The organism is Streptomyces sp. NBC_00414, assembly GCF_036038375.1.
GTDB lineage: Bacteria > Actinomycetota > Actinomycetes > Streptomycetales > Streptomycetaceae > Streptomyces.
On record NZ_CP107935.1, the window covers coordinates 7,025,394 to 7,045,453 of the forward strand.

At 70.6% G+C, this 20,060-nt stretch carries 18 protein-coding genes; 13 read left to right on the top strand and 5 right to left on the bottom strand.

What is annotated here, in order from left to right; translation table 11 throughout:
* Window positions 1-41 precede the first annotated feature (41 nt).
* Window positions 42-815 carry an IclR family transcriptional regulator gene (locus OHS59_RS30510; RefSeq protein WP_189777139.1) on the top strand — a complete coding sequence of 258 codons (774 nt, stop codon included), beginning with the start codon at window positions 42-44 and terminating at the stop codon, window positions 813-815.
* Window positions 812-1,729, top strand: a complete 918-nt coding sequence (locus OHS59_RS30515) for an SMP-30/gluconolactonase/LRE family protein (protein WP_328496555.1) — start codon at window positions 812-814, stop codon at window positions 1,727-1,729. Before OHS59_RS30510 ends, OHS59_RS30515 begins: the two co-directional genes overlap by 4 nt.
* Window positions 1,730-1,913: 184 nt before the next feature.
* On the opposite strand, the gene OHS59_RS30520 is transcribed toward OHS59_RS30515, so the two are convergent.
* Window positions 1,914-2,606, bottom strand: a complete 693-nt coding sequence (locus tag OHS59_RS30520; protein ID WP_328496556.1) for a GntR family transcriptional regulator — start codon at window positions 2,604-2,606, stop codon at window positions 1,914-1,916.
* Between the two features lie 108 nt (window positions 2,607-2,714).
* Between OHS59_RS30520 and OHS59_RS30525 the strand changes: the two genes are divergently transcribed.
* The 8 genes from OHS59_RS30525 to OHS59_RS30560 all read left to right on the top strand — a co-directional run bounded on the left by OHS59_RS30525 (window position 2,715) and on the right by OHS59_RS30560 (window position 11,382).
* Window positions 2,715-3,308 carry a YbhB/YbcL family Raf kinase inhibitor-like protein gene (locus OHS59_RS30525; protein WP_328496557.1) on the top strand — a complete coding sequence of 198 codons (594 nt, stop codon included), beginning with the start codon at window positions 2,715-2,717 and terminating at the stop codon, window positions 3,306-3,308.
* Between the two features lie 33 nt (window positions 3,309-3,341).
* The gene (locus OHS59_RS30530; RefSeq protein WP_328499420.1) at window positions 3,342-4,244 is read left to right on the top strand and encodes an SCO6745 family protein; all 903 of its coding nucleotides are present in this window, start codon (window positions 3,342-3,344) and stop codon (window positions 4,242-4,244) included.
* Between the two features lie 129 nt (window positions 4,245-4,373).
* On the top strand, window positions 4,374-5,732 hold the full coding sequence (locus tag OHS59_RS30535) for an extracellular solute-binding protein (protein WP_328496558.1): 1,359 nt from the start codon (window positions 4,374-4,376) through the stop codon (window positions 5,730-5,732).
* Complete coding sequence (locus OHS59_RS30540) at window positions 5,729-6,670, top strand: carbohydrate ABC transporter permease (RefSeq protein ID WP_328496559.1); 942 nt, start codon at window positions 5,729-5,731, stop codon at window positions 6,668-6,670. Before OHS59_RS30535 ends, OHS59_RS30540 begins: the two co-directional genes overlap by 4 nt.
* Window positions 6,667-7,587, top strand: coding sequence for a carbohydrate ABC transporter permease (locus tag OHS59_RS30545; protein WP_328496560.1), 921 nt, complete (start codon window positions 6,667-6,669; stop codon window positions 7,585-7,587). Before OHS59_RS30540 ends, OHS59_RS30545 begins: the two co-directional genes overlap by 4 nt.
* Before the next feature lie 46 nt (window positions 7,588-7,633).
* Window positions 7,634-8,599: an arabinan endo-1,5-alpha-L-arabinosidase gene (locus OHS59_RS30550; protein ID WP_328496561.1), complete on the top strand. Its 966-nt coding sequence runs from the start codon at window positions 7,634-7,636 to the stop codon at window positions 8,597-8,599.
* Window positions 8,600-8,724: 125 nt separating this feature from the next.
* A complete protein-coding gene (gene arfA / locus OHS59_RS30555) occupies window positions 8,725-10,239 on the top strand; it encodes an arabinosylfuranosidase ArfA (RefSeq protein ID WP_328496562.1) in 1,515 nt (504 codons plus the stop codon).
* A 237-nt stretch (window positions 10,240-10,476) separates the two neighbouring features.
* On the top strand, window positions 10,477-11,382 hold the full coding sequence (locus tag OHS59_RS30560) for a sulfite exporter TauE/SafE family protein (protein WP_328496563.1): 906 nt from the start codon (window positions 10,477-10,479) through the stop codon (window positions 11,380-11,382).
* Between the two features lie 165 nt (window positions 11,383-11,547).
* Here OHS59_RS30560 and OHS59_RS30565 read toward each other — a convergent pair whose 3' ends face one another.
* Window positions 11,548-13,092, bottom strand: a complete 1,545-nt coding sequence (locus OHS59_RS30565; protein WP_328496564.1) for a helix-turn-helix domain-containing protein — start codon at window positions 13,090-13,092, stop codon at window positions 11,548-11,550.
* A gap of 66 nt (window positions 13,093-13,158) precedes the next feature.
* On the bottom strand, window positions 13,159-14,064 hold the full coding sequence (locus OHS59_RS30570; RefSeq protein WP_328496565.1) for a LysR family transcriptional regulator: 906 nt from the start codon (window positions 14,062-14,064) through the stop codon (window positions 13,159-13,161).
* Window positions 14,065-14,221: 157 nt separating this feature from the next.
* Between OHS59_RS30570 and OHS59_RS30575 the strand changes: the two genes are divergently transcribed.
* Window positions 14,222-14,434, top strand: coding sequence for a hypothetical protein (locus OHS59_RS30575; RefSeq protein ID WP_328496566.1), 213 nt, complete (start codon window positions 14,222-14,224; stop codon window positions 14,432-14,434).
* A 142-nt stretch (window positions 14,435-14,576) separates the two neighbouring features.
* On the opposite strand, the gene OHS59_RS30580 is transcribed toward OHS59_RS30575, so the two are convergent.
* Window positions 14,577-15,338: an intradiol ring-cleavage dioxygenase gene (locus tag OHS59_RS30580; RefSeq protein WP_328496567.1), complete on the bottom strand. Its 762-nt coding sequence runs from the start codon at window positions 15,336-15,338 to the stop codon at window positions 14,577-14,579.
* Window positions 15,339-15,631: 293 nt separating this feature from the next.
* Between OHS59_RS30580 and OHS59_RS30585 the strand changes: the two genes are divergently transcribed.
* Window positions 15,632-16,636, top strand: coding sequence for an arabinan endo-1,5-alpha-L-arabinosidase (locus OHS59_RS30585; protein WP_328496568.1), 1,005 nt, complete (start codon window positions 15,632-15,634; stop codon window positions 16,634-16,636).
* Window positions 16,618-18,051, top strand: a complete 1,434-nt coding sequence (locus OHS59_RS30590) for a family 43 glycosylhydrolase (RefSeq protein WP_328496569.1) — start codon at window positions 16,618-16,620, stop codon at window positions 18,049-18,051. Before OHS59_RS30585 ends, OHS59_RS30590 begins: the two co-directional genes overlap by 19 nt.
* Window positions 18,052-18,392: 341 nt before the next feature.
* Here the strand turns inward: OHS59_RS30590 and OHS59_RS30595 are convergent, their stop codons facing one another.
* Window positions 18,393-19,973: a pyridoxal phosphate-dependent aminotransferase gene (locus OHS59_RS30595; protein ID WP_328496570.1), complete on the bottom strand. Its 1,581-nt coding sequence runs from the start codon at window positions 19,971-19,973 to the stop codon at window positions 18,393-18,395.
* Window positions 19,974-20,060: the final 87 nt, after the last annotated feature.

A 20,060-nucleotide genomic window follows, 5' to 3' on the forward strand; every position in this document is an offset into this window, starting at 1 on the left:
ATCGGCTGTTGAAATTTCGAACATAAGGGAGGGGGCCAGTTGTGGGACGCCTCGTACCTGCCGTAACCAGGGCTCTCGACATACTTGAGCTCTTCCTCGACGGGGACGGCACACTCTCCGCCCCCGACATCGTGCGCCGGCTGCAGTTGCCGCGCACCACAGTGCACGAACTGGTGACGACACTCGCCGCCCGTTCGTACATCACGCCCGTACCGGGTCAGCCGGGACGCTACCGGCTCGGCGTGCGGCCGTATCAGCTCGGCAGCCGCTACTCCGAGCAGCTGGACCTCGCCGCCGAGGGCCAGCAGGTCGCCCGGTCCGTCGCGGAGACCTGCGACGAGACCGTGCACGTGGCGATCCTGGAGGGCACCGACGTCATCTACATCGCCAAGGTCGACTCCACGCACGCCGTGCGCATGGTGTCCGCCGCCGGCCGCCGGCTCCCCGCCCACTGCACCTCCGTGGGAAAGATGCTGCTCGCCTCGCTGTCCGAGCCCGAGCTGACCTCGCGGATCCCCGACGACGCCGACCTGATCCGGATGACGCCGAACAGCATCACCGACCCGGCCGCCCTGCGCGAGGCCCTCGTCGAGATCCGCGCCCGCGGCATCGCGGTGGAGAGCCGGGAGTCGAACCCCGACGTCAGCTGCATCGCGGCGCCGGTGCGCGACCGCACGGGCCAGGTCGTGGCGGCGCTCTCCATCTCCGTGCCGATGATCCGCTGGAGCGAGGACCGCAAGGTCGAACTGGAAGGGCTCGCCGCCAAGGGCGCGGCCGAGCTGTCGGAGCGACTCGGACACCGGAGCGTGGGATGACGGGTCGGGCGAAGGGCCGGACGGCGCGGACGCACGCGTACGAAGTGGCCGTCCGGGCGGAGGCGGCCCTCGGTGAAGGCCCCACCTGGGACGCCGACGCCGGGCGGCTGATCTGGATCGACATCCTCGGGTCCCGGGTGTTCACGTACGACCCGGTCTCCGGCCGGCGCACGGTCATGGTCACCGAGCAGCACGTGGGCGCCGCCAAGCCGCGGGCGGGCGGCGGCCTGGTCGTCAACCTCCGCGACGGCATCGGCCTGTACGGCCCGGACTCCGTCGCGGGGTCCGGCGGCAGCCCCGCGGGCGACGCCCAGGAATTCCGGTGGCTGCACCACGAGGTCGTCCCGGGCCGCCGTGCCAACGACGCGGCGGTCGCGCCCGACGGCTCTCTGTGGGCGGGCACCATGCGCTACGACGAGGCACCGGGCGGCGGCACGCTCTCGCGGTTCGGCCCGGACGGCACGGTCTCGACCGTCCTCGACGACGTGGCGGTGAGCAACGGCACGGGCTGGAGCCCCGACGGCCGCCTCATGTACTACATCGACTCGCCCACACGACGGATCGACGTCTTCGACTTCGACGGCCGGCAGGTCAGCGGAAGGCGTGAGCTGGCGGTCATCGAGGAAGGTGAGGGTTTCCCCGACGGGCTCACCGTCGACGCCGACGGCTGCGTCTGGGTCGCCCTGTGGGACGGCGGTGCGATCCGCCGCTACACCCCCTCCGGCACGCTCGACCGCGTCGTGGAACTGCCCGTGCCGCGCCCCACGGCCTGCGCGTTCGGCGGCGCCGGCCTGACCGACCTGTACATCACGACAGCCCGTACGGGTCTTGAGGCGCCGCACCCGCTCGCGGGCTCGGTGCTCGTCGTCCCCGGGGCGGGCAAGGGCCTGCCCCAGCCGGCCTTCGCCGGCTGACGCCCGGCCCGGCCCGGTCCCGCCCCCCGGACTCCGGGCGGGGCTCGGACGGCTGCCCCGAGCCCTCCGCCGGACCTGATCTGAGCCTTCGGTCGAACCTGCCCCGAGCCCCCCGTCGGACCTGATCTGAGCCTTCGGCCGAACCTGACCCGAGCCCTCCGTCGAACCTGACCCGCGCCTTCGGTCAGACCTGACCTGAGTCCTCGGTCAGAGCGGCGGCGGTCATGGTGAGGTGCTCGACCAGGACCGCCGCCGCGGTGTCGGCGTCGCGGGCCAGCGCCGCCTCCTCCAGCCTGCGGTGCTCCTTCGCGCCGTCCCGGTCGGGGGTGCGGTGCGCCGACCAGCGGCGGGCCAGCTCGCTCGCCGTCCACAGCCGGTCGAAGGTCTCCAGCAGGGTGGGGTTGCCGCACCCCTCAAGCAGCGTGCGATGGAAGGCCCGGTGGGCCTCGGCCCAGGCCGCGGTGTAGTACTCGCCCTCCTCCGGCGCGTACGCCGGCGTGCGCACCAGGCGATGGTGGGCCGCCCGGACACGGGCCTCCCAGTCGACGTCGCCGCGCTCGACGGACATGCGCAGTACGACCGGTTCGATGGTCCTGCGGGCCTCCGCGATCTCCTGCCAGCGGTGGTCGGAGAAGGACGGGACCGTGAATCCGCGATTGGGCAGCCGGTCGGCGAGCCCCTCACCGACCAGCCGCACGAGCGCCTCCCTCGTGACGGCCAGACTCACGCCCTCTTCCCTGGCGAGGTCCTGCGGTTTGAGAGCGTCACCGGGAGCGTGGTCCCCCCGCATGATCGCGTCCCGCAGGTGTGCGTAGACCTGTTCGGAAAGCATCTGCTTCCCAACGGGAGCCGGGGGGCGGGACGGCGTGTCAGTCATGAACTCAGCATAGACGATTTCCTAGATAATCGATTATTGGTGTTACTGTCGATTCTATGCCCGGTCGCACCACCGCTTCCCGGCACGCACTCCCGAAAGGAACACCGCATGTACGCCAACGACCCCTTCGCCCGCCTCCCCGAGGCGGCTTCCTTCACCGTCACCAGCGCCACCGTCGCCGACGGAGCCGCCTGGCCGCCCGAGCAGCACGCCTCCGGTCTGCCCGGCGGCCGGGACATCTCCCCGCAGCTGTCCTGGAGCGGCGCCCCGGCCGGCACCAGGAGCTACGCCGTCACCGTCTACGACCCCGACGCCCCCACCGGGTCCGGGTTCTGGCACTGGGCGGTCGCCGACATCCCCGCCACCGTCACCGCACTGCCCGCGGGCGCCGGTGACGACACGGGATCGGGCCTGCCCGAAGGCGCCTACCAGCTCCCCAACGACGCCCGCGCGGCCCGCTACATCGGCGCCGCCCCGCCCGCCGGGCACGGACCGCACCGTTACTTCGTCGTGGTGCACGCCCTCGGCACCGCCTCCATCGGCGTCCCGGCCGACGCCACCCCGGCGGTCCTCGGCTTCACCATGGCCGGTCACATCCTCGGCCGCGCGGTGCTGACCGCGACCGCCGAGACCCCTGCCGAGACCCCTGCCGAAATCCCTGCCGAAATCCCTGCCGAGACCTCCGCCGAGACCTCCGTCTGAGGCACCGCCCAACTCCCGGAAGGGGCAACCGTGATGGACCTCAGTGCCGTCCGCGAAGTCAGCCGTGCCGTCAGCGCGGCCCACCTGTTCACCTACCTCGTCCCCGAGGGCGCCCAGGAGGCGGCCGGATTCGGCGTGACCGACCGCGGACCGGCGTACCTGGCCTTCCGGTCGGCCGCGATGGGCGCGGTTCCGTGGCAGGTCACGCACGCGGCCTTCTACAACTTCAGCCCCCGGGCGGTCCGCGCCATGGCGGGCGTGTGGGACGCCGCGCCGCCCGAGCGGTGGCAGGCCGCCCGCTTCCTGGCCGCCGGGCGGGCGATGCGGCGCGTCGGGGTGCGGCTGACGGACGGCCGACTTGCCGAGGCGCGGGCGCTGATCGACCCGGTCGTCACCGGCGCCGACTGCGCGGGCAAGGTGCTGGCCGCCGCGAACGCCTCGGTCGCGCCGCCCTCCGACCCGCTAGTCGCTCTGTGGCAGCAGATCACGGTGGCGCGTGAGTGGCGCGGCGACGCGCATCTCGTCGTCCTCGCGGACAACGATGTCGGGCCGTGCGACTGTCTCGTCCTGCACACCGCGGCGGGCGGTCTCCCGACAGCTCTCGCGCGGGCGACCCGACAGTGGGACGACGGGGAGTGGGCCGCGGCGACGGCACGTCTCACCGCGCGCGGCTGGCTCGCCCCTGCCCCCGCCCCCGCATCCGCCCCTGACCCCGACACCCCGCTCACCGACGCCGAACCCACCGCCCCCACGCTCACCGACGCCGGCAGGGTGGCGCGCGAGCGGATCGAGGCGGAGACGGACGAACACTGCGCCGCGCTGTGGGCCCCGATCGGCGACACGGGCGCCCGCCGTTTCGCCTCGCTCATCGCGCCGATCACCGACGCGTTCACCGCGGCGGGAACGTTCCAGGGCCTCCGTCCGGCCTCCGCCTGAGCCAACATCCACAGGGAAATTCCTGCGCGAACCATTGACGAGTAAGCGCTTCCTATCTACGGTCCGTTCGAAGTTACGAGCACTAATCGAAATCTCGAACAGAGACATCTCGAACAGATGGGGCAGGGCATGGGACGACCTGGCCTGAATCGCAGGCAGCTCCTGGCGGGACTCAGCGGTGTGACGGTCGCGGGCAGCCTCGGATTCGCCGCGCTCGGCACCGGAGCGGACGCGCTCGCGTCCGGCGCGGACACCCGCGTCCGCTACTGGAACCTCTTCAGCGGCGGCGACGGCTACAACATGATCGCGATGCTGGACGCCTTCCGGAGGGCGAACCCCGGCATCGACGTGAAGGACTCCACCCTCCAGTGGGGCAGCCCCTTCTACACCAAACTGGCCATGGCGGCGGCGGGCAACCGCGCACCCGACCTGGGTGTCATGCACCTGGGCCGGGTCACCGGCTTCTCACCGGGCCGGCTCCTGGACCCCTGGGACGTCGACCTGCTCGCCAAGTACGGCGTGCGGGAAGCGGACTTCAACCCCGAGCTGTGGAAGCGCGCCGTCATCGGCGGCAAGCTCTACGCGCTCCCGCTCGACATCCACGTCCAGCTCTGCTTCTACCGCAAGGACGTGCTGAAGAAGGCGGGCCTGCTCGGCGACGACGGCCACATCGTGCCGGTCACCTCCGTCGACGAGTGGTTCGACGTCCTGAAGGAGGCGAAGAAGGCCACCAAGAAGGGCCTGCAGACCATCGGCATGTGGTCCGCCGACCAGAACTTCCAGTGGTGGTTCTTCGTCGCCTTCTACACCCAGCTCGGCGGCACCTGGTTCGACGACGCCAACACCGAGGTGACCTTCGACACCGAAAAGGCCACGCGGGTACTGGAGTTCCTGCGCCGGCACATCACCGACGGGTACGTGAACCCGGGCTTCGCGGGCGGCGCGGGCGCCGAACAGTTCGTCAACGGCGGCCCGTTCGTCTGGGAGGGCAACTGGTCGGTGCCCGTCTTCGACGGCGCGAAGATCCAGTACGGCGCCACCCCGCTGCCGCCCGTCTTCGGCGAGCAGGCCACCCACGCCGAGTCGCACTCCTTCGTCCTGCCGCACCAGGCCGACCGGGGCGGCGCCGCCAACGAGGGCGCGCACCAGCTCGCCGCCTACATCGTCCAGCACGCCCAACAGTGGGCGGCCGGCGGTCACATCCCCGCCTACACGCCGACCCTGTCCACGGCCGCGTACAAGAAGATGAACCCGCAGAGCGAGTACGTCTCGGCGATGGACCACCAGGCCACCGAGCCGAAGGTGTGGTTCGCCGGGTCCACCGGCATCCTCGCCCAGCGCGTCGGCCCGGTCGTCGTCTCCTCGACGATGGGCTCCGCCAAGCCGGACGCCGCCGCCCGCACCATGAAGAGCACGCTCACCGAACTCCTCGCCATGAAGAACCCCATGGACGGCCGGACGGCCGCGCAGGGAGGTGCGGTCGCATGACGACGACCAGTGCGGAGACCGTCATCGCTCCGGCGCGTACGCGGGCCGCCGCGGCGAGCGCCACCGTCCGCCGCAAGCAGGGCTTCCAGCACGGGGCGTGGTTCGTCGCCCCGTTCCTCGTACTGTTCGCGCTGTTCGTGATCTGGCCGCTGCTGCGCGGCCTCTACCTCAGTTTCACGGACGCCAACATCTCCGGCGACGCCACCAACTTCATCGGCCTCGACAACTACCGCGAGGCCCTGGACGACCCGCTGGTGTGGGAATCGCTCGGCCACAGCGTGTACTTCACGCTTTTGGTCGTGCCCTGCATCACCGTCCTGGCCTTCCTCCTCGCGATGCTCGCCCACCACATCGAGCGCGGCAAGTGGCTGTGGCGGCTGTGCTTCTTCGCCCCGTTCCTGCTGCCGTCCACCGTCGCGGCCAACCTGTGGCAGTGGCTGTTCAACCCCGGCACCGGAATGGTCAACCACGTCTTCGGCATCGAGACGGCATGGCTGACCGACAAGTCGTACGCCATGCTCGCCGTCGTCGTCTGCACCCTGTGGTGGACGGTCGGCTTCAGCTTCCTGCTCTACCTCGCCGCCCTCCAGGGCATCCCCGCGCATCTCTACGAGGCCGCCAAGCTGGACGGCGCGAACGCGTGGCACCGCATGATCCACATCACCCTGCCGATGATGCGGAGCATCACCGGACTCGTGATCGCCCTGCAGATCCTCGCCTCGCTGCAGGTCTTCGACCAGGCCGTGGTGATGATGGACTTCCTGCCGGGACCGGAGGGCTCCACCCGCACCTTCGTGCAGTACACCCTCGAAGAGGGCTTCACCAGCTACCGCGTCGGCTACGCCTCCGCGATCTCCATCATCTTCTTCGTGATCATCGCGGCCGTCGCCCTCGCGCGGATGTGGCTGCTGCGCAACCGTGAGGAGGGCGGCCGATGAGCACCGCCGCAGCAGAGATCCGCGACGAGGCCCCGACAGGCGACGGGACACGGACGAGCGGCACGGCACGGGTACGCCGCACCAGGACCCGTAAGCCCTGGACGGCCGGCCAGATCCTGCTCACCCTCCTCGCCACCGCCGTCGCCACGGTGTTCCTCGCGCCGCTCGTCTGGGCCCTGTTCACCTCCCTGAAGTCGGAGACCGAGGCCGTCGAGGTGCCGACGCACTGGCTGCCGAAGGAGTGGACGACCCAGGCCTGGTCGGCGATCTTCGAGACCGGCAACATCACCAACTGGTTCGTGAACTCGTTCGTGGTCTCGGTGTGTGTGACCTTCGTGGTGCTGAGTGTGAGCGCGCTCGCCGGATACGGCTTCGCCCGCACGGAGTTCCGCGGCAAGAAGGCCCTCCTCGGCCTGGTCATGACCGGCCTGATGGTCTCGCCGGCCGTCCTCGGTGTGCCCCTGTTCACCACGGTCCAGCAGATGGGGATGGTCGACACCTACTGGGGCATGATCCTGCCGCAGTGCGCGCCCGCCGCGATGGTCTACATCCTCTACAAGTTCTTCCAGGGCATCCCGCGCGAGCTGGAGGAGGCGGCCTTCATCGACGGGGCGGGCCGCTGGCGGGTCTTCTTCACCATCGTGCTCCCGCTCTCCCGCCCTTCCCTCGCGGCGGTCGGCATCTTCACCTTCATCGCGTCCTGGAACAACTTCCTGTGGCCGTACATGGTGACCAACAACCCCGACCTGATGACCATGCCGAACGGCATCGCGACCGTCATGAACTCCTACGGCATCCAGTGGGCCCAGCTCATGGCGGGCGGCCTGATGGCGGGCCTGCCGCTGATCATCGTCTTCGTCTTCTTCCAGCGCCAGATCGTGGCGGGCGTCGCCCACACGGGCCTCGCTGGCCAGTAGCTCCGCGATTCCCGCGACCCCGTAACTCCCGAACAGGAGCTACCAGTTGAAGCGCCTCAGATTCGCCGCGGTACTCGCCGCGGCCCTCCTGGCCCTGCTTCCGGCGACGGCACAGGCGGCCGAGTACCCGGACCCCCTGCCGCTCACCGGCCGGCAGATCATCCACGACCCGACCGTCATCCGCCTCAAGTCCGGTGAGTACGCGGCCTATTCGACCGGCGGGATCATCGGCGCCCGCCTGTCCGAGGACCTCAGGCACTGGGACGACGCGGGCAACGCCTTCGCCGAACCCCCGTCCTGGTGGTACGAGTACAACGACACCGGCGACCCGTGGGCCCCCGACATCTCCTACCGCGCGGGCCGCTACTGGCTCTACTACGCGGTCTCCTCCTGGGGCACCAACCACTCCGCGATCGGCGTGGCCACGTCCAGGTCCGGCAAGCCCGGTACTTGGACGGACCGGGGCAAGGTCTTCACCTCCGAGACAACCGACACCTGGAACGCCATCGACCCGGCGATCACCAGGGCCGACGGCAAGCTGTGGATGGCGTTCGGCTCGTACTGGACCGGCATCCGCATGGTCGAACTGGACCCGGCCACCGGCAAGGCCGTCCCCGGCACGACCGTCCACCACCTGGCGACCCGCCCCGACGCCCCGTACGCGGTCGAGGGCCCGTACATCGTCCAGCACGGCCGCTTCCACTACCTCTTCGCCTCGTACGACGCGTGCTGCGCGGGCGTGAACTCGACCTACAAGATCCGCGTGGGCAGATCGACCTCGGTCACCGGCCCGTACGTGGACAGCACCGGCACCCCGCTCCTCCAGGGCGGCGGCGACCTGCTCCTGGCGGGCCACGGCAGCTACATCGGCACAGGCGGCCAGTCGGTCTTCCAGGACAAGGGCAGGGACTGGCTGGCCTACCACTACTACGACGCGACCGACGAGGGCACCCCGAAGCTGGGCCTGAACAGGCTCAGCTGGTCAAAAGAGGGCTGGCCAAAGGTCTTTTAGCTGCCAAGGGCGCGGGGCTGTGACATGTGCGGCTCCGCCGCGTGGGCGCGACCAGCCACCACGCACCCGCATCCGCACCCGCCGACGAAACCCGAGCCACCCCTCCCGAAAGGCGAAAAGGCACCATGCAGGAAAAGGCACGCTTCACCCTCGACCCCGCTTTCACGGTCGGCGAGGTGAACCCCCGCCTCTTCGGCTCGTTCGTGGAACACCTGGGCCGCTGCGTCTACACCGGCATATACGAGCCCGAACACGACACCGCCGACGAGGCGGGCCTACGCCAGGACGTCCTCGACCTGGTGAAGGAACTCGGCGTCACGACGATCCGCTACCCCGGCGGCAACTTCGTCTCCGGCTACAAGTGGGAGGACTCGGTGGGCCCCGCCGAGGACCGACCCCGCCGCCTGGACCTCGCCTGGCGCTCGACGGAGACGAACCGCTTCGGCCTGTCCGAGTACATCGCGTTCCTGAAGAAGCTCGGCCCGCAGGCCGAACCGATGATGGCCGTCAACCTCGGCACCAGGGGCGTGGCCGAGGCCCTGGAACTCCAGGAGTACGCCAACCACCCCTCGGGCACGGCGCTCTCCGACCTCCGCGTCGCCCACGGCGACAAGGACCCCTTCGGCATCCGCGTGTGGTGCCTCGGCAACGAGATGGACGGCCCCTGGCAGACCGGGCACAAGACGGCGGAGGAGTACGGCCGCCTCGCCGCCGAGACGGCCCGCGCGATGCGGCAGATCGACCCGGGCGTCGAACTGGTCGCCTGCGGCTCCTCGGGCCAGTCGATGGAGACCTTCGCGGAATGGGAGGCGACGGTCCTGGCCGAGACGTACGACCTGGTCGACCACATCTCCCTGCACGCCTACTACGAGCCCCACGACGGCGACGTCGACTCCTTCCTGGCCTCCGCCGTGGACATGGAGTCCTTCATCGAGAACGTGGTCGCCACCTGCGACCACATCGGCGCGCGGCTGAAGTCGAAGAAGCGGATCAACCTCTCCTTCGACGAGTGGAACGTCTGGTACCTGTCGCGGACACAGGAGGAGGCCGAGCGCAACCCGCTGGACTGGCCGGAGGCACCGCGCCTCCTTGAGGACAACTACAACGTCACCGACGCCGTCGTCTTCGGCTCGCTGCTCATCGCGCTGCTGCGGCACGCGGACCGGGTGACCGTCGCGTGCCTCGCCCAGCTGGTCAACGTCATCGCACCGATCATGACCGAGCCGGGCGGCCCGGCCTGGCGCCAGACGACCTTCTTCCCGTTCGCGCAGGCCTCGCGGTACGGGCGGGGCCAGATCCTCGACGTACGGGTGGACTCACCGACGTACGAGACGGCGAAGTACGGCGAGACGGACCTGCTGCACGCCACCGCCGTGCGGGCCGAGGACGGCTCGGTCACCGTCTTCGCCGTCAACCGCGGCCGCACCGACGCGCTGCCGCTGGAGGTGTCACTCGGCTCGCTGGGCCTGACGACCGTGGTGGAGCACAGCGCCCTGGCCGACGCGGACCCGGACGCCCGCAACACCCTCGACGAGCCGGAACGGGTGGTCCCGCACGAGGTGACGGGCACCACGCTCCAGGACGGCAGGCTCGCCACGACCCTGGAGCCCCTCTCCTGGAACGTGATCCGCCTGACCTGAGCCACCGTTCCACCGCACGGAAGGCCACGGTGCCCCGGTCCTCCCCGACCGGGGCACCGTCCAGGGCCCGCACCGCCCGCCCCGGCCGTCCTGTCCGTCCTGTCCGTCTGTGCGGCGTCCTCATCGCACGCTCAGGCAATCCTCAGCTCGGGCACCTAGCGTCCCGTCCGTCCCTTCCGCGTCCCGGAGGCGCTTTCCGGAGGGGGCTCGCGACACGACGGGACGGACACGGACACGATGCGCACGCTGGTACTGCTGGCCCTGGCCGGACTCGGCGCGCAGCTGGTGGACGGCAGCCTCGGCATGGCCTACGGCGTGACCTCGACCACCCTGCTGCTCTCCATGGGCACCAACCCGGCCGCCGCCTCGGCCACGGTCCACCTCGCGGAGATCGGTACGACCCTGATGTCCGGCGCCTCGCACTGGCGCTTCGGCAATGTGGACTGGAAGGTCGTCGTCAGGATCGGGATACCCGGAGCCGTCGGGTCGTTCCTCGGCGCGACCGTCCTGTCGGGGCTGTCCACCGGGACCGCCGAGCCGGTGATGTCCCTGATCCTGCTGGGGCTCGGGCTGTACGTGATGTCCCGGTTCACTTTTCGCGGCCTGCCCAAGGGCAATCTCGGCAAGCCGCTGCGCAAACGGTTCCTGTCGCCGCTCGGCCTGGTCGCCGGTTTCCTGGACGCGACCGGCGGAGGCGGCTGGGGCCCGGTCGGCACCCCGGCACTGCTGGCCGGCGGCCGGCTGGAGCCTCGCAAGGTCATCGGGTCCATCGACACCAGCGAGTTCCTCGTCGCCGTCGCCGCCAGTCTCGGATTTCTCTTCTCCCTCGGCTCCCAGGGACTGAACCGGCGCTGGGTCGCCGCGTTCCTGATCGGCGGCCTGATCGCGGCGCCCGTCGCGGCCTGGCTGGTGCGCCTGCTGCCCCCGCGCGTCCTGGGCTCGGCGGTCGGCGGCGTCATCGTCGTCACCAACGTCCGTACGCTGCTGAGGAGCGACTGGGTGGCGGCGCCGGGCGCGGTGAGCGCGAGCGTGTACGTCCTCCTGTACGCCCTCTGGGCCGGGGCGCTGACCTACTCGATCCGAGCCCACCGCAAGGAGAGGGCAGGAGAGAGGGAGAAGCCCTTGGCGCCCCTGGGCGCCTAGGGGGACGCCCGAGGGGCGCGGGGAACTGCGCGCCCAGCCCCCACCGAACCCGCACCCGACAAGGACCCGCACCCGACAAGGACCCGCACACGCCAGTGCCCCGCGCGGGAGCGCAGCCGCGGCGAATGACCTCCCCCGTGGGCCATTCGCCGCGCACTGTGCACGTTATGAGGCGACGTCCGCCGACGGCCACCGTGCACGCCGGCCAGATTCGCCCGGTGGGTGTGCACGCTGTCCACCCGTCACGCGCAGGGCGTGCACGAGGTCGTGGACGCCCGAGCCGGTGGTCAGCAGATCGCGGTTGAGGAGGCGTTCGGCGGCGCGCAGATGGGCGCGGACCGTGTTGCGGCTCAGCCCCAGGTGCGAGGCGGTCCGCTGGGCGTCGGTGTTGGCGTCGACCCAGGCCTCCACGGTGAGGTACAGATCGCGGTGCCGGGTGTCGCGCAGTGGGTGCAGGAAGGGCTCCGCCCATGCCGTGGCGGGGGAGGTGCGGAGGAGCTCGTCGAGCGGCGGCGCGACCAGCTGGACGGCGTCGGGCTGGGCGGTGTCCGCGGGGTCGGACTGGAGCGCCGTGAGGGACAGGGCCAGATCGAGCGTGGCGCGGGTGCGGACCTCGCCGAGGTCGACGCCGAGGGCCACCTCCGCCCGGCGGCAGTGGGCCGTGACGGTGGTGCGGCTGAGGTGCAGCAGACGGGCCACGCCGGACCGGGAGAACGTCACGGCGAGGCGGATGACGTCCACGGTGGGCTTGGGGACGGCCTGCAGCGGCTCCAGGTGGGCGCGAGCCCAGGCGAGGGCCGCCCGGCGGGGCAGTACGTGCACCAGCGAGGGCCGTCCGGTGTAGGCGGCCAGCCGGCCGGGGGAGTTGCGGGCGACGGCGAGCGCGTGCACGGCCTCTCCGTAGGCCTCACCCGTGGCGGCGAGCGGATGCGGCCTGCTGACGCCCAGCGCGTACCCGGGGTTCTCCCCGACGAGCCGCCGCAGCACCTCACCCTGCCGGAACCCGCCGTCCGGCTCCGGGTCCTCGGCGACGGGGCAGATCAACTGCTCCTTGAACACCGGGCAGTTCACCATCAGCCCCGGCCCGTGATAGCCCGACGGGTCCAGGTAGGTACGGGTCAGCCGGTCGCGGTCGGCGGGCGGGCAGTGCAGGAGATGGACGCGCACGCGCTCCGCGTTCAGCAGCGGCGGTACGTCACCGGTGGTCATCCGGCGCGCCATGGTGACGTCCCCGGCCAGCAGCGCGGTCAATACCGCGAAGCGCAGTTGCGCCGCCTTCGCCTCGTACCCCCGCGTGCCGCCGTCGGCCTCCGACGCACGGCTCAGCAGGTCGACGACGCCGCCGGCCCGCGAGGCCAGCGCGGCCGATTCGCGCGACAGCGCCGAGGGGCTGACGGTCACCAGCACCGGGCGCGGCTCGCGTCCGCCGAAGGCCTCCAGGCGTACCTCCAGCTCACCGGCCCGTGTCGTGGCCGCGGCCAACTGCCCGCCCGCCAGGCGTTCCACCTGCTCCGTCAGCGTGCCCGCGAGCCGTCGTGGGAAGCCGGCCGTGGCCGCCTCGACCGTGCCCTCGCGGCCGATCCACGCGACGTGCGCCCCGGTCCGGCGCCCGAGCCAGTCGAGTACCTCCGCCGGGGTGCCCTGCCGCCGTACGAACCGCAGCAGTTCGTCGACGTCCTCCCCGAGTCCCGGCACCCCCACAGCTCTCACGCACCTTCCCTGCCCCGCGTCCACGGTCCGACAGGGGGGCCACCCTAGTGCGCCCCCCTGTGACGGTCACGCCACCGCTGTGGGTGCCAGTTCCCGGAGTTCGGCCAGGGCCGCCGCGACGGCCGGGCGCTCATGGCCCCCGGCGCGGGTGCAGGTGAGGAGTTTGCGGTGCGGGTCGCCCGTACAGCGGACGCGGGTGATCGGCAGATGGGGAGGCAGATGGGCGAGCCGGGGGACGAGGGCGACCCCGAGGCCGTGCGCGACGAGGTGGGCCATGACGTTCCAGTCCATGGCCAGGTGGACGACGTCGGGGGTGAAACCCGCGGCGCCGCATGCGGACAGCACGTGCGGTCGGCAGGGGCTGTCGGCGACCGGCGCGATCCAGTCCTCGCGCGCGGCCTCCGCGAGGTCGATCAGCTCGCGTCCCGCCAGCCGGTGCGTGTCGGGTACGACCAGGTCGAACGGATCGTCCAGCAGCGGCCGTTGGTCGAAGCGGGCGTCGCCGGGCGGTGGGTTGCGCGGGGTCACCTCGACGACCGCGAGGTCGGCCCTGCCCTCGAAGAGCAGGTCGAAGCCCTCCAGGACGGCCGCCTCCTGGATGCGTACGGAAAGCCGGGGATGGCGTGCGCGCAGCCGGGCCGCCATCGGGGCCAGCAGTACCGAGGCGGCCGTCGGGACACCGCTCACCCGCAGCAGTCCGGCCGGATCGTCGTGGTCGGCGCGCAGGTCCAGCTCGGCCTGGTCCCAGCGGGCCTGGATCGCGTCGGCGTGCGTGATCAGGCTGCGCGCGGCGGGGGTCAGCCGTACGCCGCGGCCCTGCGGTTCCAGCAGGTCGACCCCCAGCTCACGGGCGAGCTGGCGGACCTGCTGCGAGGCGGCGGAGGTCGTCAGATGCAGGGCGCGGGCGGCCGCGGTGACCGTGCCGTAGTGCTCGACGGCGCGCAGGACATGGAGTCGCCGCAGATCAATCATGAAGCCCAGGCTTAAGGGTTATGTCCGGAAAGTCAACGTGGACGCACACGGTCACTCGGTACACCCTGGGGTGTGCCGAGTCTTCCGCTTCTGGGGGCGCGGGGAGCGATCGGCCCTCACGCACCCGCTGCCGAACCACTACGTAAGGAGCCCCCACATGACCAGCGCAGCGACAGCGCACCGCACGCCCGCCGTCGAGGCCTGCCCGTACTGCGGGTGGCCGGACCGTGCGGAGCCGTTCCAGGTGGTGTCCCGGCACGGCACCGCCGGGGGTCACACGGTGTGGACCCGTTGCGGGTGCGGCTCGCTCCAGGTACGGGTCGTCGACGCGCGGGGCATGCGGGTGCTCAGCCGTAGTGGGCGGGGGTGAGTGTTCGGTGCGGGCCGGTGGGGGCTTGTCGCGCCGTTCCCCGCGCCCCTGAGGGCGAAAAGCTGGGGCGCAGCCCTGCTTTTCAGGGGCGCGGGGAACGGCGCGGGCGACCCCCACCGGCCCGCACTCGACGAGTGGCCGATCAGGAGGTCTCGACGCCCAGCGTCAAGGAACCCGCGTACCCCGCCGTCGTCGAACTGCCCAGCGCTGTCAAGGTCAGCAGCCCGGAGGCCGCACCACCGTCGTCATAGATCCCGTCCTGCGCGAGCGTGGTCCGCGGCACGGTGTTCGCCGCGTACACCGGCACCGCCGCCACCCTCGTGGTGATGGCCTCGTCGAAGAACAGCTGCCCGGTGTGCAGTTCCTGACCGCCCTCGAACGAGCCGTCGGAGGTCAGCGTGACGTCGGTGTGCACCTTGATGTGGATGTGGATGCAGCGCCCTCGGTACCAGCCCGGGTAGATGGTGGTGATCTTCGCGACGCCGTCGGCGCCCGTGAGCACCCCGCCCCGCAGGAAGGTGCCGTTGTCGGGCTCGTCGTGTCCGTTGCCGCCGACGAACCCGGAGTACTCGCCGAGTGCGTCGCAGTGCCAGATCTCCACCAGCGCGCTGTCGAGCGGGGCACAGGTGTCGTCGTCGACGACGGTGAGCGTGAGCTTCAGCGGAATGCCGGTCTTGTCCTCGTGGATGTCGGCGCGGACGAGTTGTCCGTCGAGGTAGTAGGGGCCTTCGGTCATCTCCTTCGTGAGGGTGCAGACGGCCGCGGCGGCGGCCGGCTGCTGGTCGGCAGCCGTAGTGGGGGCCGTGGTGGAGGCCTCGGGGAGCGTGGCACCGACGGCCAGTGTGGCCGCGGTGGCGCCCGTGGCGATGAGCACGGTTCGACGTCCGATCGATGTGTCTGTCATGAACACGGCACCGTAGAAACGGAATCTGTCGAATCGCTGTGGGTTGGGCAAAGTGACGATACGTCAAGTCTCTTGTGAGACAGCCGGGGCGCCGAAAAACTTTCGATGATTACCGGGGCGCGAGGGGCTGTGCGAACCGTTGACGCGCAAGGGGTTCGATTCTACGTTCCGGTTCATCCCGTTCGAAGTCATGACCAATGTCCGTGGTTTCGAACGGACCCCTCACTCGTCAACTCTCTCCACCCGTCAACTCTCTCCACCCGTCGACTCCCCCCACTCGTAGGAGGATCCGCGTGAGCCGCACCTCCAGCAGGACTTCTCACAGCAAGGGCCGCCGTACGGGCCGCAGGACCGCCCTCCTCGCCCTCCCCGCGGCGGTCCTGCTCGCCCTCGTCCCCACCACCGCCTCCGCGTACCCGAACCCGGGCACCGTCACCGGCTCGACAGTCGTCCACGACCCGACGATGATCCGCACCTCGTCCGGCCAGTACCTCCTGTACGCGACCGGCGGCGGCCTCGGTTACAGGACGTCGGCCAACCGGATCGCCTTCAGCGCGGGCTCCGACGCCTTCGGCACCAAGCCGGGCTGGTGGTCGTCGTACGCGACCGAGGCATGGGCGCCCGACATCTCGTACCAGGGCGGCAAGTACCTGATGTACTACGCCGTCTCGACCTTCGGCTCGAACAGGTCGGCCATCGGTCTCGCCGGTTCGACGACCGGGCTGCCGGGCTCCTGGAGCGACTACGGGACGGTCTACACGTCCACCACCTCCAGCGACTACAACGCCATCGACCCCAACCTCTTCGTCGACAGCGACGGCAAGTGGTGGCTGTCCTTCGGCAGTTGGTGGACCGGGCTGAAAATGATCCAGATCAACCCGTCGACCGGCAAACAGCTCTCGACCAACACCACGCGCTACTCGATCGCGTCCCGCCCGACCGGCACCAAGGCCGTCGAGGCGCCGTACATCGTCAAGCGGGGCGGCTACTACTACCTGTTCGCCTCGTACGACACCTGCTGCGCCGGCACCAGCTCCACGTACAAGGTCAAGGTCGGCCGGGCCACCAGCGTCACCGGGCCGTACTACGACAAGAACGGCGTCTCCCTGATGAACAACGGAGGCACGCCGGTGCTGGAGTCGCACGGCCGGTACATCGGCCCCGGCGGTCAGTCGATCATGGCGGACTCGGACGGCGACCTGATCGTCTACCACTACTACGACGGCCAGGACAACGGCACTCCCAAGCTCGGTATCAACCTCCTGAACTGGAGCACCGGATGGCCCGTCGCCTACTGACCCTGCTCGCCGCGCTGCTGATGGCCCTGTCGCTCGGGCAGTCGTCGGCGGGCGCGGCCACGTTCGCCAATCCGGTCAAGTCGGTGAAGGGCGCCGACCCCTGGATCTCGTACCACGACGGCAACTACTACCTGGTGACGACGAGTTGGACCGACGTCATCACCATGCGCAAGTCGCCGACCCTGGGCGGGCTGTCGACCGCGCCCAGCGTGCAGGTGTGGAAGGGCGACGCGGCCTCGCGCTGCTGCAACATCTGGGCGCCCGAGCTCTACTACTCCGGCGGCAAGTGGTACCTGTACTTCGTCGCCGGGCAGAACATCGCCGACTACAACCCGACCCAGCGCACCCACGTCCTGGAGAGCTCCGGGTCCGACCCGATGGGGCCGTACACGTACAAGAACCAGCTCAACAGCGCCTGGATGCTGGACCCGAGCGTCCTGAACCTGAACGGGCAGCTGTATCTGCTGGGCAGCGCGAGCGGCGGGACGCAGAACCTCGTCATCGCGCCGATGTCCAACCCGTACACGCTCAGCGGGTCCTTCTCGACGATCTCCACGCCGACGTACGACTGGGAGAAGTCGGGCGGGACGGTGAACGAAGGGCCCGAAGTGCTCCAGCGGAACGGGGTCACGCGGATCATCTACTCCGCGAGCGGCTGCTGGACCCCCGACTACAAGCTCGGGCAGCTGACCCTGACCGGCTCCAACCCGCTCTCCGCGTCCTCCTGGACGAAGAAGTCCACACCGGTCTTCCAGCGCAACGACAGCGCGGGGGTGTACGGGCCCGGGCACAACGGGTTCTTCAACTCGCCTGACGGCAGCGAGAGTTGGATCGTCTACCACGCCAACGACAGCGCGGGCGACGGCTGTGACAACGGGCGGACGACCCGGGCGCAGAAGTTCACGTGGAACTCCGACGGGTCGCCGAACCTCGGTGCGCCGGTCGCGCTCGGGGCGAGTCTGGCGGGGCCGTCGGGGGAGCCGTCGAGCACGTCCACGACGTACACGCTGACCAACCGGAACAGCGGCAAGTGCCTTGAGGTGGCCGGTGGTTCGACCGCCGACGGGGCCAATGTGCAGCAGTACGCGTGCAACGGCGGCAGCCATCAGAAGTGGCGGGTGGAGGACCGGGGCGACGACACGAGCCGGCTGGTGAACGTGGGGTCCGGGAAGGTGCTCGACACGGCGGACTGCTCCTCCGCCGACGGGGCGGATCTGCGGCAGTGGGCCTGGCTCGACAACACCTGTCAGCGGTTCCGGTTCCTCACCACCGGCGGGGGGTTCGTCCGGATCGTCAACCAGGCGACGGGGAAGGTGGCGGATGTCGCCGACTGCTCCTCCGCCGACGGGGCGGACGTCCGCCAGTGGACTTGGCTGAACAACAACTGCCAGCAGTGGCGCTTCACCGCGGGCTAGCGGTGGGGGTCGGTACGTCGGCTGCGGGCCGGTGGGGGTGCGCTACAGGATCGCGCCGTTCCCCGCGCCCCTAAAAGCCCCGCGCCGGTTCGTCACCTGCGGGCCGGCCGCGCAGTTCCCCGCGCCCCTGAAAGACTGCGCCGTTCCCCGCGCCCCTAAAAACCCCCGCGCCCCAGGCACCCAGGGGCGCTGGGAACGGCGCAGTCTTTGAGCGGCACGCACAGCGCCGCGGTGCTTTAAGGGGCGCGGGGAACGGCGCAGTCTTTGAGCGGTGCGCACAACGCCGCGGTACTCCAGGGGCGCGGGGAACGGCGCAATCCTTTACGGGAGCCCCACCGGCCTCAGCCGACCCGGTTCACCCCGCCGGCCGCAGGCCACCCCGCTCCGTTGGACGAGCCCGGCGTGTTGGGCCAGCCACCGGGCTGCTGCTGAGGCACCGGCTGCGGCTGCGGCATCGCCTGGGGCTGTGGGGGGAACCCCTGCTGCGGATACTGCGGCTGCCCCTGAGCCGCCACGGCGGTCAGCCCACCCGGCATCCCCGTGGTGCCCCGCGTCTGCGCCGCGGTCAACGGCTGCGGCTGCCCGACCATGCCGTTGGCCGCCGCCACGAGCGGCTGCGGCTGCTGAGGCAGTTGCTGCGGCACCTGCTGGGGCATCTGCTGAGGCTGGGGCTGGGGCACCATTCCGTTCGCCGCGCCCGCGAGCCCCGGATAGCCGTGCCCGTTGGTCGAACCGACGAGCCGGTCGACCGCCGCCGTACCCGAGCTGTAGCCGGTCCCCTGGCTCAGTTCGGGCACCGCGGCACCCCGCCGGGTGGTTCCGTAGAGCACCGACTCCAGGCCGACCACCAGGCGGCGCACGTCCTCCTGCGGGCGTACCACGAGCCGCACGAAGCGACTGGACGAGCCGATCTTGTTGCCGCACTCGCGGACCAGGATCCGGTGCTCGGTGAGCAGTCGGTCCCGGACCACGGTGCCCTCGGCGCCCACGGGGAGGCGCACGAAGAGGAAGTTGCCCTGCGAGGGGTAGACCGTGAGGCCGGGCAGCGTGGAGAGCTGGCGCGCCATGTCGAGCCGGTCGCGGCGCACCATGTGCAGGCTCTCCACGTACTCGGCCCCGTAGTCCTTGAGCATGAAGACCACGGTCTCCGCGAAGGCGTTCAGGTTCCACTTCGGCAGCATCGAGCGGATCTTGCCCGCCAGGCCCGGGTTGGCCACCATGTAGCCGAACCGCACGCCATGCAGACCGAAGTTCTTGCCGAGGCTGCGCAGCACGATGACGTTGGGGCGCATCACCGCCTCCTCGACGATGCTCGGCTCGTTCTCCGCGTCGGCGAACTCCAGGAACGACTCGTCGATGACGATCAGGTCGAGGTCGGCGAGCGCGTCGCAGAAGGCCAGGATCGTCTGCTTGGGGAGGAAGCCGCCGTCGGGGTTGTTCGGGTTGCAGATGACGGCCGCGCGGGTGCCCCTGGAGCGGATGAACTGGATGTACTGCGCCGGGTCGAGGGCGAAGCCGTTGCTCTCCTGGAGCGGGAACATGTCGACGCGCTTGCCGGTCTCCAGCGGCTGGTCGGTCCAGCGGCCGAAGGTGGGGACGGGGATGGCGAGCGACTCCCGGACCAGCAGATGGTCGATCCAGGTGATCAGTTCCGTCGAGCCGTTGCCCATCGCCACGCACTGCGGGGGAAGTTGCAGCAGGTTGCACAGCTCGGCGGTGATGGTGTCGGCGCTGCTCGGGTAGTACGTGATGATGTCGCGCAGCCGGCTGGTCAGCTCGTCCATCATCCTCGGCGAGGGAAAGTACGGATTGCACGGGATACAGAAGTCCACCGGACCCGCCTCCCCGCTCTCTCGTGCCAGCGCGGCCATCGAGGGGCTGTGCGCGCCGGTGCGGAACAGCGAGGTGACATTGTCGGCCATGGACCCTCCGTCCTTGAGGGGCGGCCCGAGCGGGTACGCGGGCGGCGGCCCGAGCGGGGATACCCGGGCCGCCTCTAAGTACGTGCG

Excerpts from the sequence above, each read along its gene's own strand:
- OHS59_RS30540 (WP_328496559.1), top strand. The coding sequence starts at position 5,729 with ATGACGACGACCAGTGCGGAGACCGTCATCGCTCCGGCGCGTACGCGG.
- OHS59_RS30530 (WP_328499420.1), top strand. The coding sequence starts at position 3,342 with ATGGACCTCAGTGCCGTCCGCGAAGTCAGCCGTGCCGTCAGCGCGGCC.
- OHS59_RS30525 (WP_328496557.1), top strand. The coding sequence starts at position 2,715 with ATGTACGCCAACGACCCCTTCGCCCGCCTCCCCGAGGCGGCTTCCTTC.
- OHS59_RS30595 (WP_328496570.1), bottom strand. The coding sequence starts at position 19,973 with ATGGCCGACAATGTCACCTCGCTGTTCCGCACCGGCGCGCACAGCCCC.
- OHS59_RS30545 (WP_328496560.1), top strand. The coding sequence starts at position 6,667 with ATGAGCACCGCCGCAGCAGAGATCCGCGACGAGGCCCCGACAGGCGAC.
- OHS59_RS30575 (WP_328496566.1), top strand. The coding sequence starts at position 14,222 with ATGACCAGCGCAGCGACAGCGCACCGCACGCCCGCCGTCGAGGCCTGC.
- OHS59_RS30535 (WP_328496558.1), top strand. The coding sequence starts at position 4,374 with ATGGGACGACCTGGCCTGAATCGCAGGCAGCTCCTGGCGGGACTCAGC.
- OHS59_RS30560 (WP_328496563.1), top strand. The coding sequence starts at position 10,477 with ATGCGCACGCTGGTACTGCTGGCCCTGGCCGGACTCGGCGCGCAGCTG.
- arfA (WP_328496562.1), top strand. The coding sequence starts at position 8,725 with ATGCAGGAAAAGGCACGCTTCACCCTCGACCCCGCTTTCACGGTCGGC.
- OHS59_RS30580 (WP_328496567.1), bottom strand. The coding sequence starts at position 15,338 with ATGACAGACACATCGATCGGACGTCGAACCGTGCTCATCGCCACGGGC.
- OHS59_RS30570 (WP_328496565.1), bottom strand. The coding sequence starts at position 14,064 with ATGATTGATCTGCGGCGACTCCATGTCCTGCGCGCCGTCGAGCACTAC.
- OHS59_RS30520 (WP_328496556.1), bottom strand. The coding sequence starts at position 2,606 with ATGACTGACACGCCGTCCCGCCCCCCGGCTCCCGTTGGGAAGCAGATG.
- OHS59_RS30590 (WP_328496569.1), top strand. The coding sequence starts at position 16,618 with ATGGCCCGTCGCCTACTGACCCTGCTCGCCGCGCTGCTGATGGCCCTG.
- OHS59_RS30515 (WP_328496555.1), top strand. The coding sequence starts at position 812 with ATGACGGGTCGGGCGAAGGGCCGGACGGCGCGGACGCACGCGTACGAA.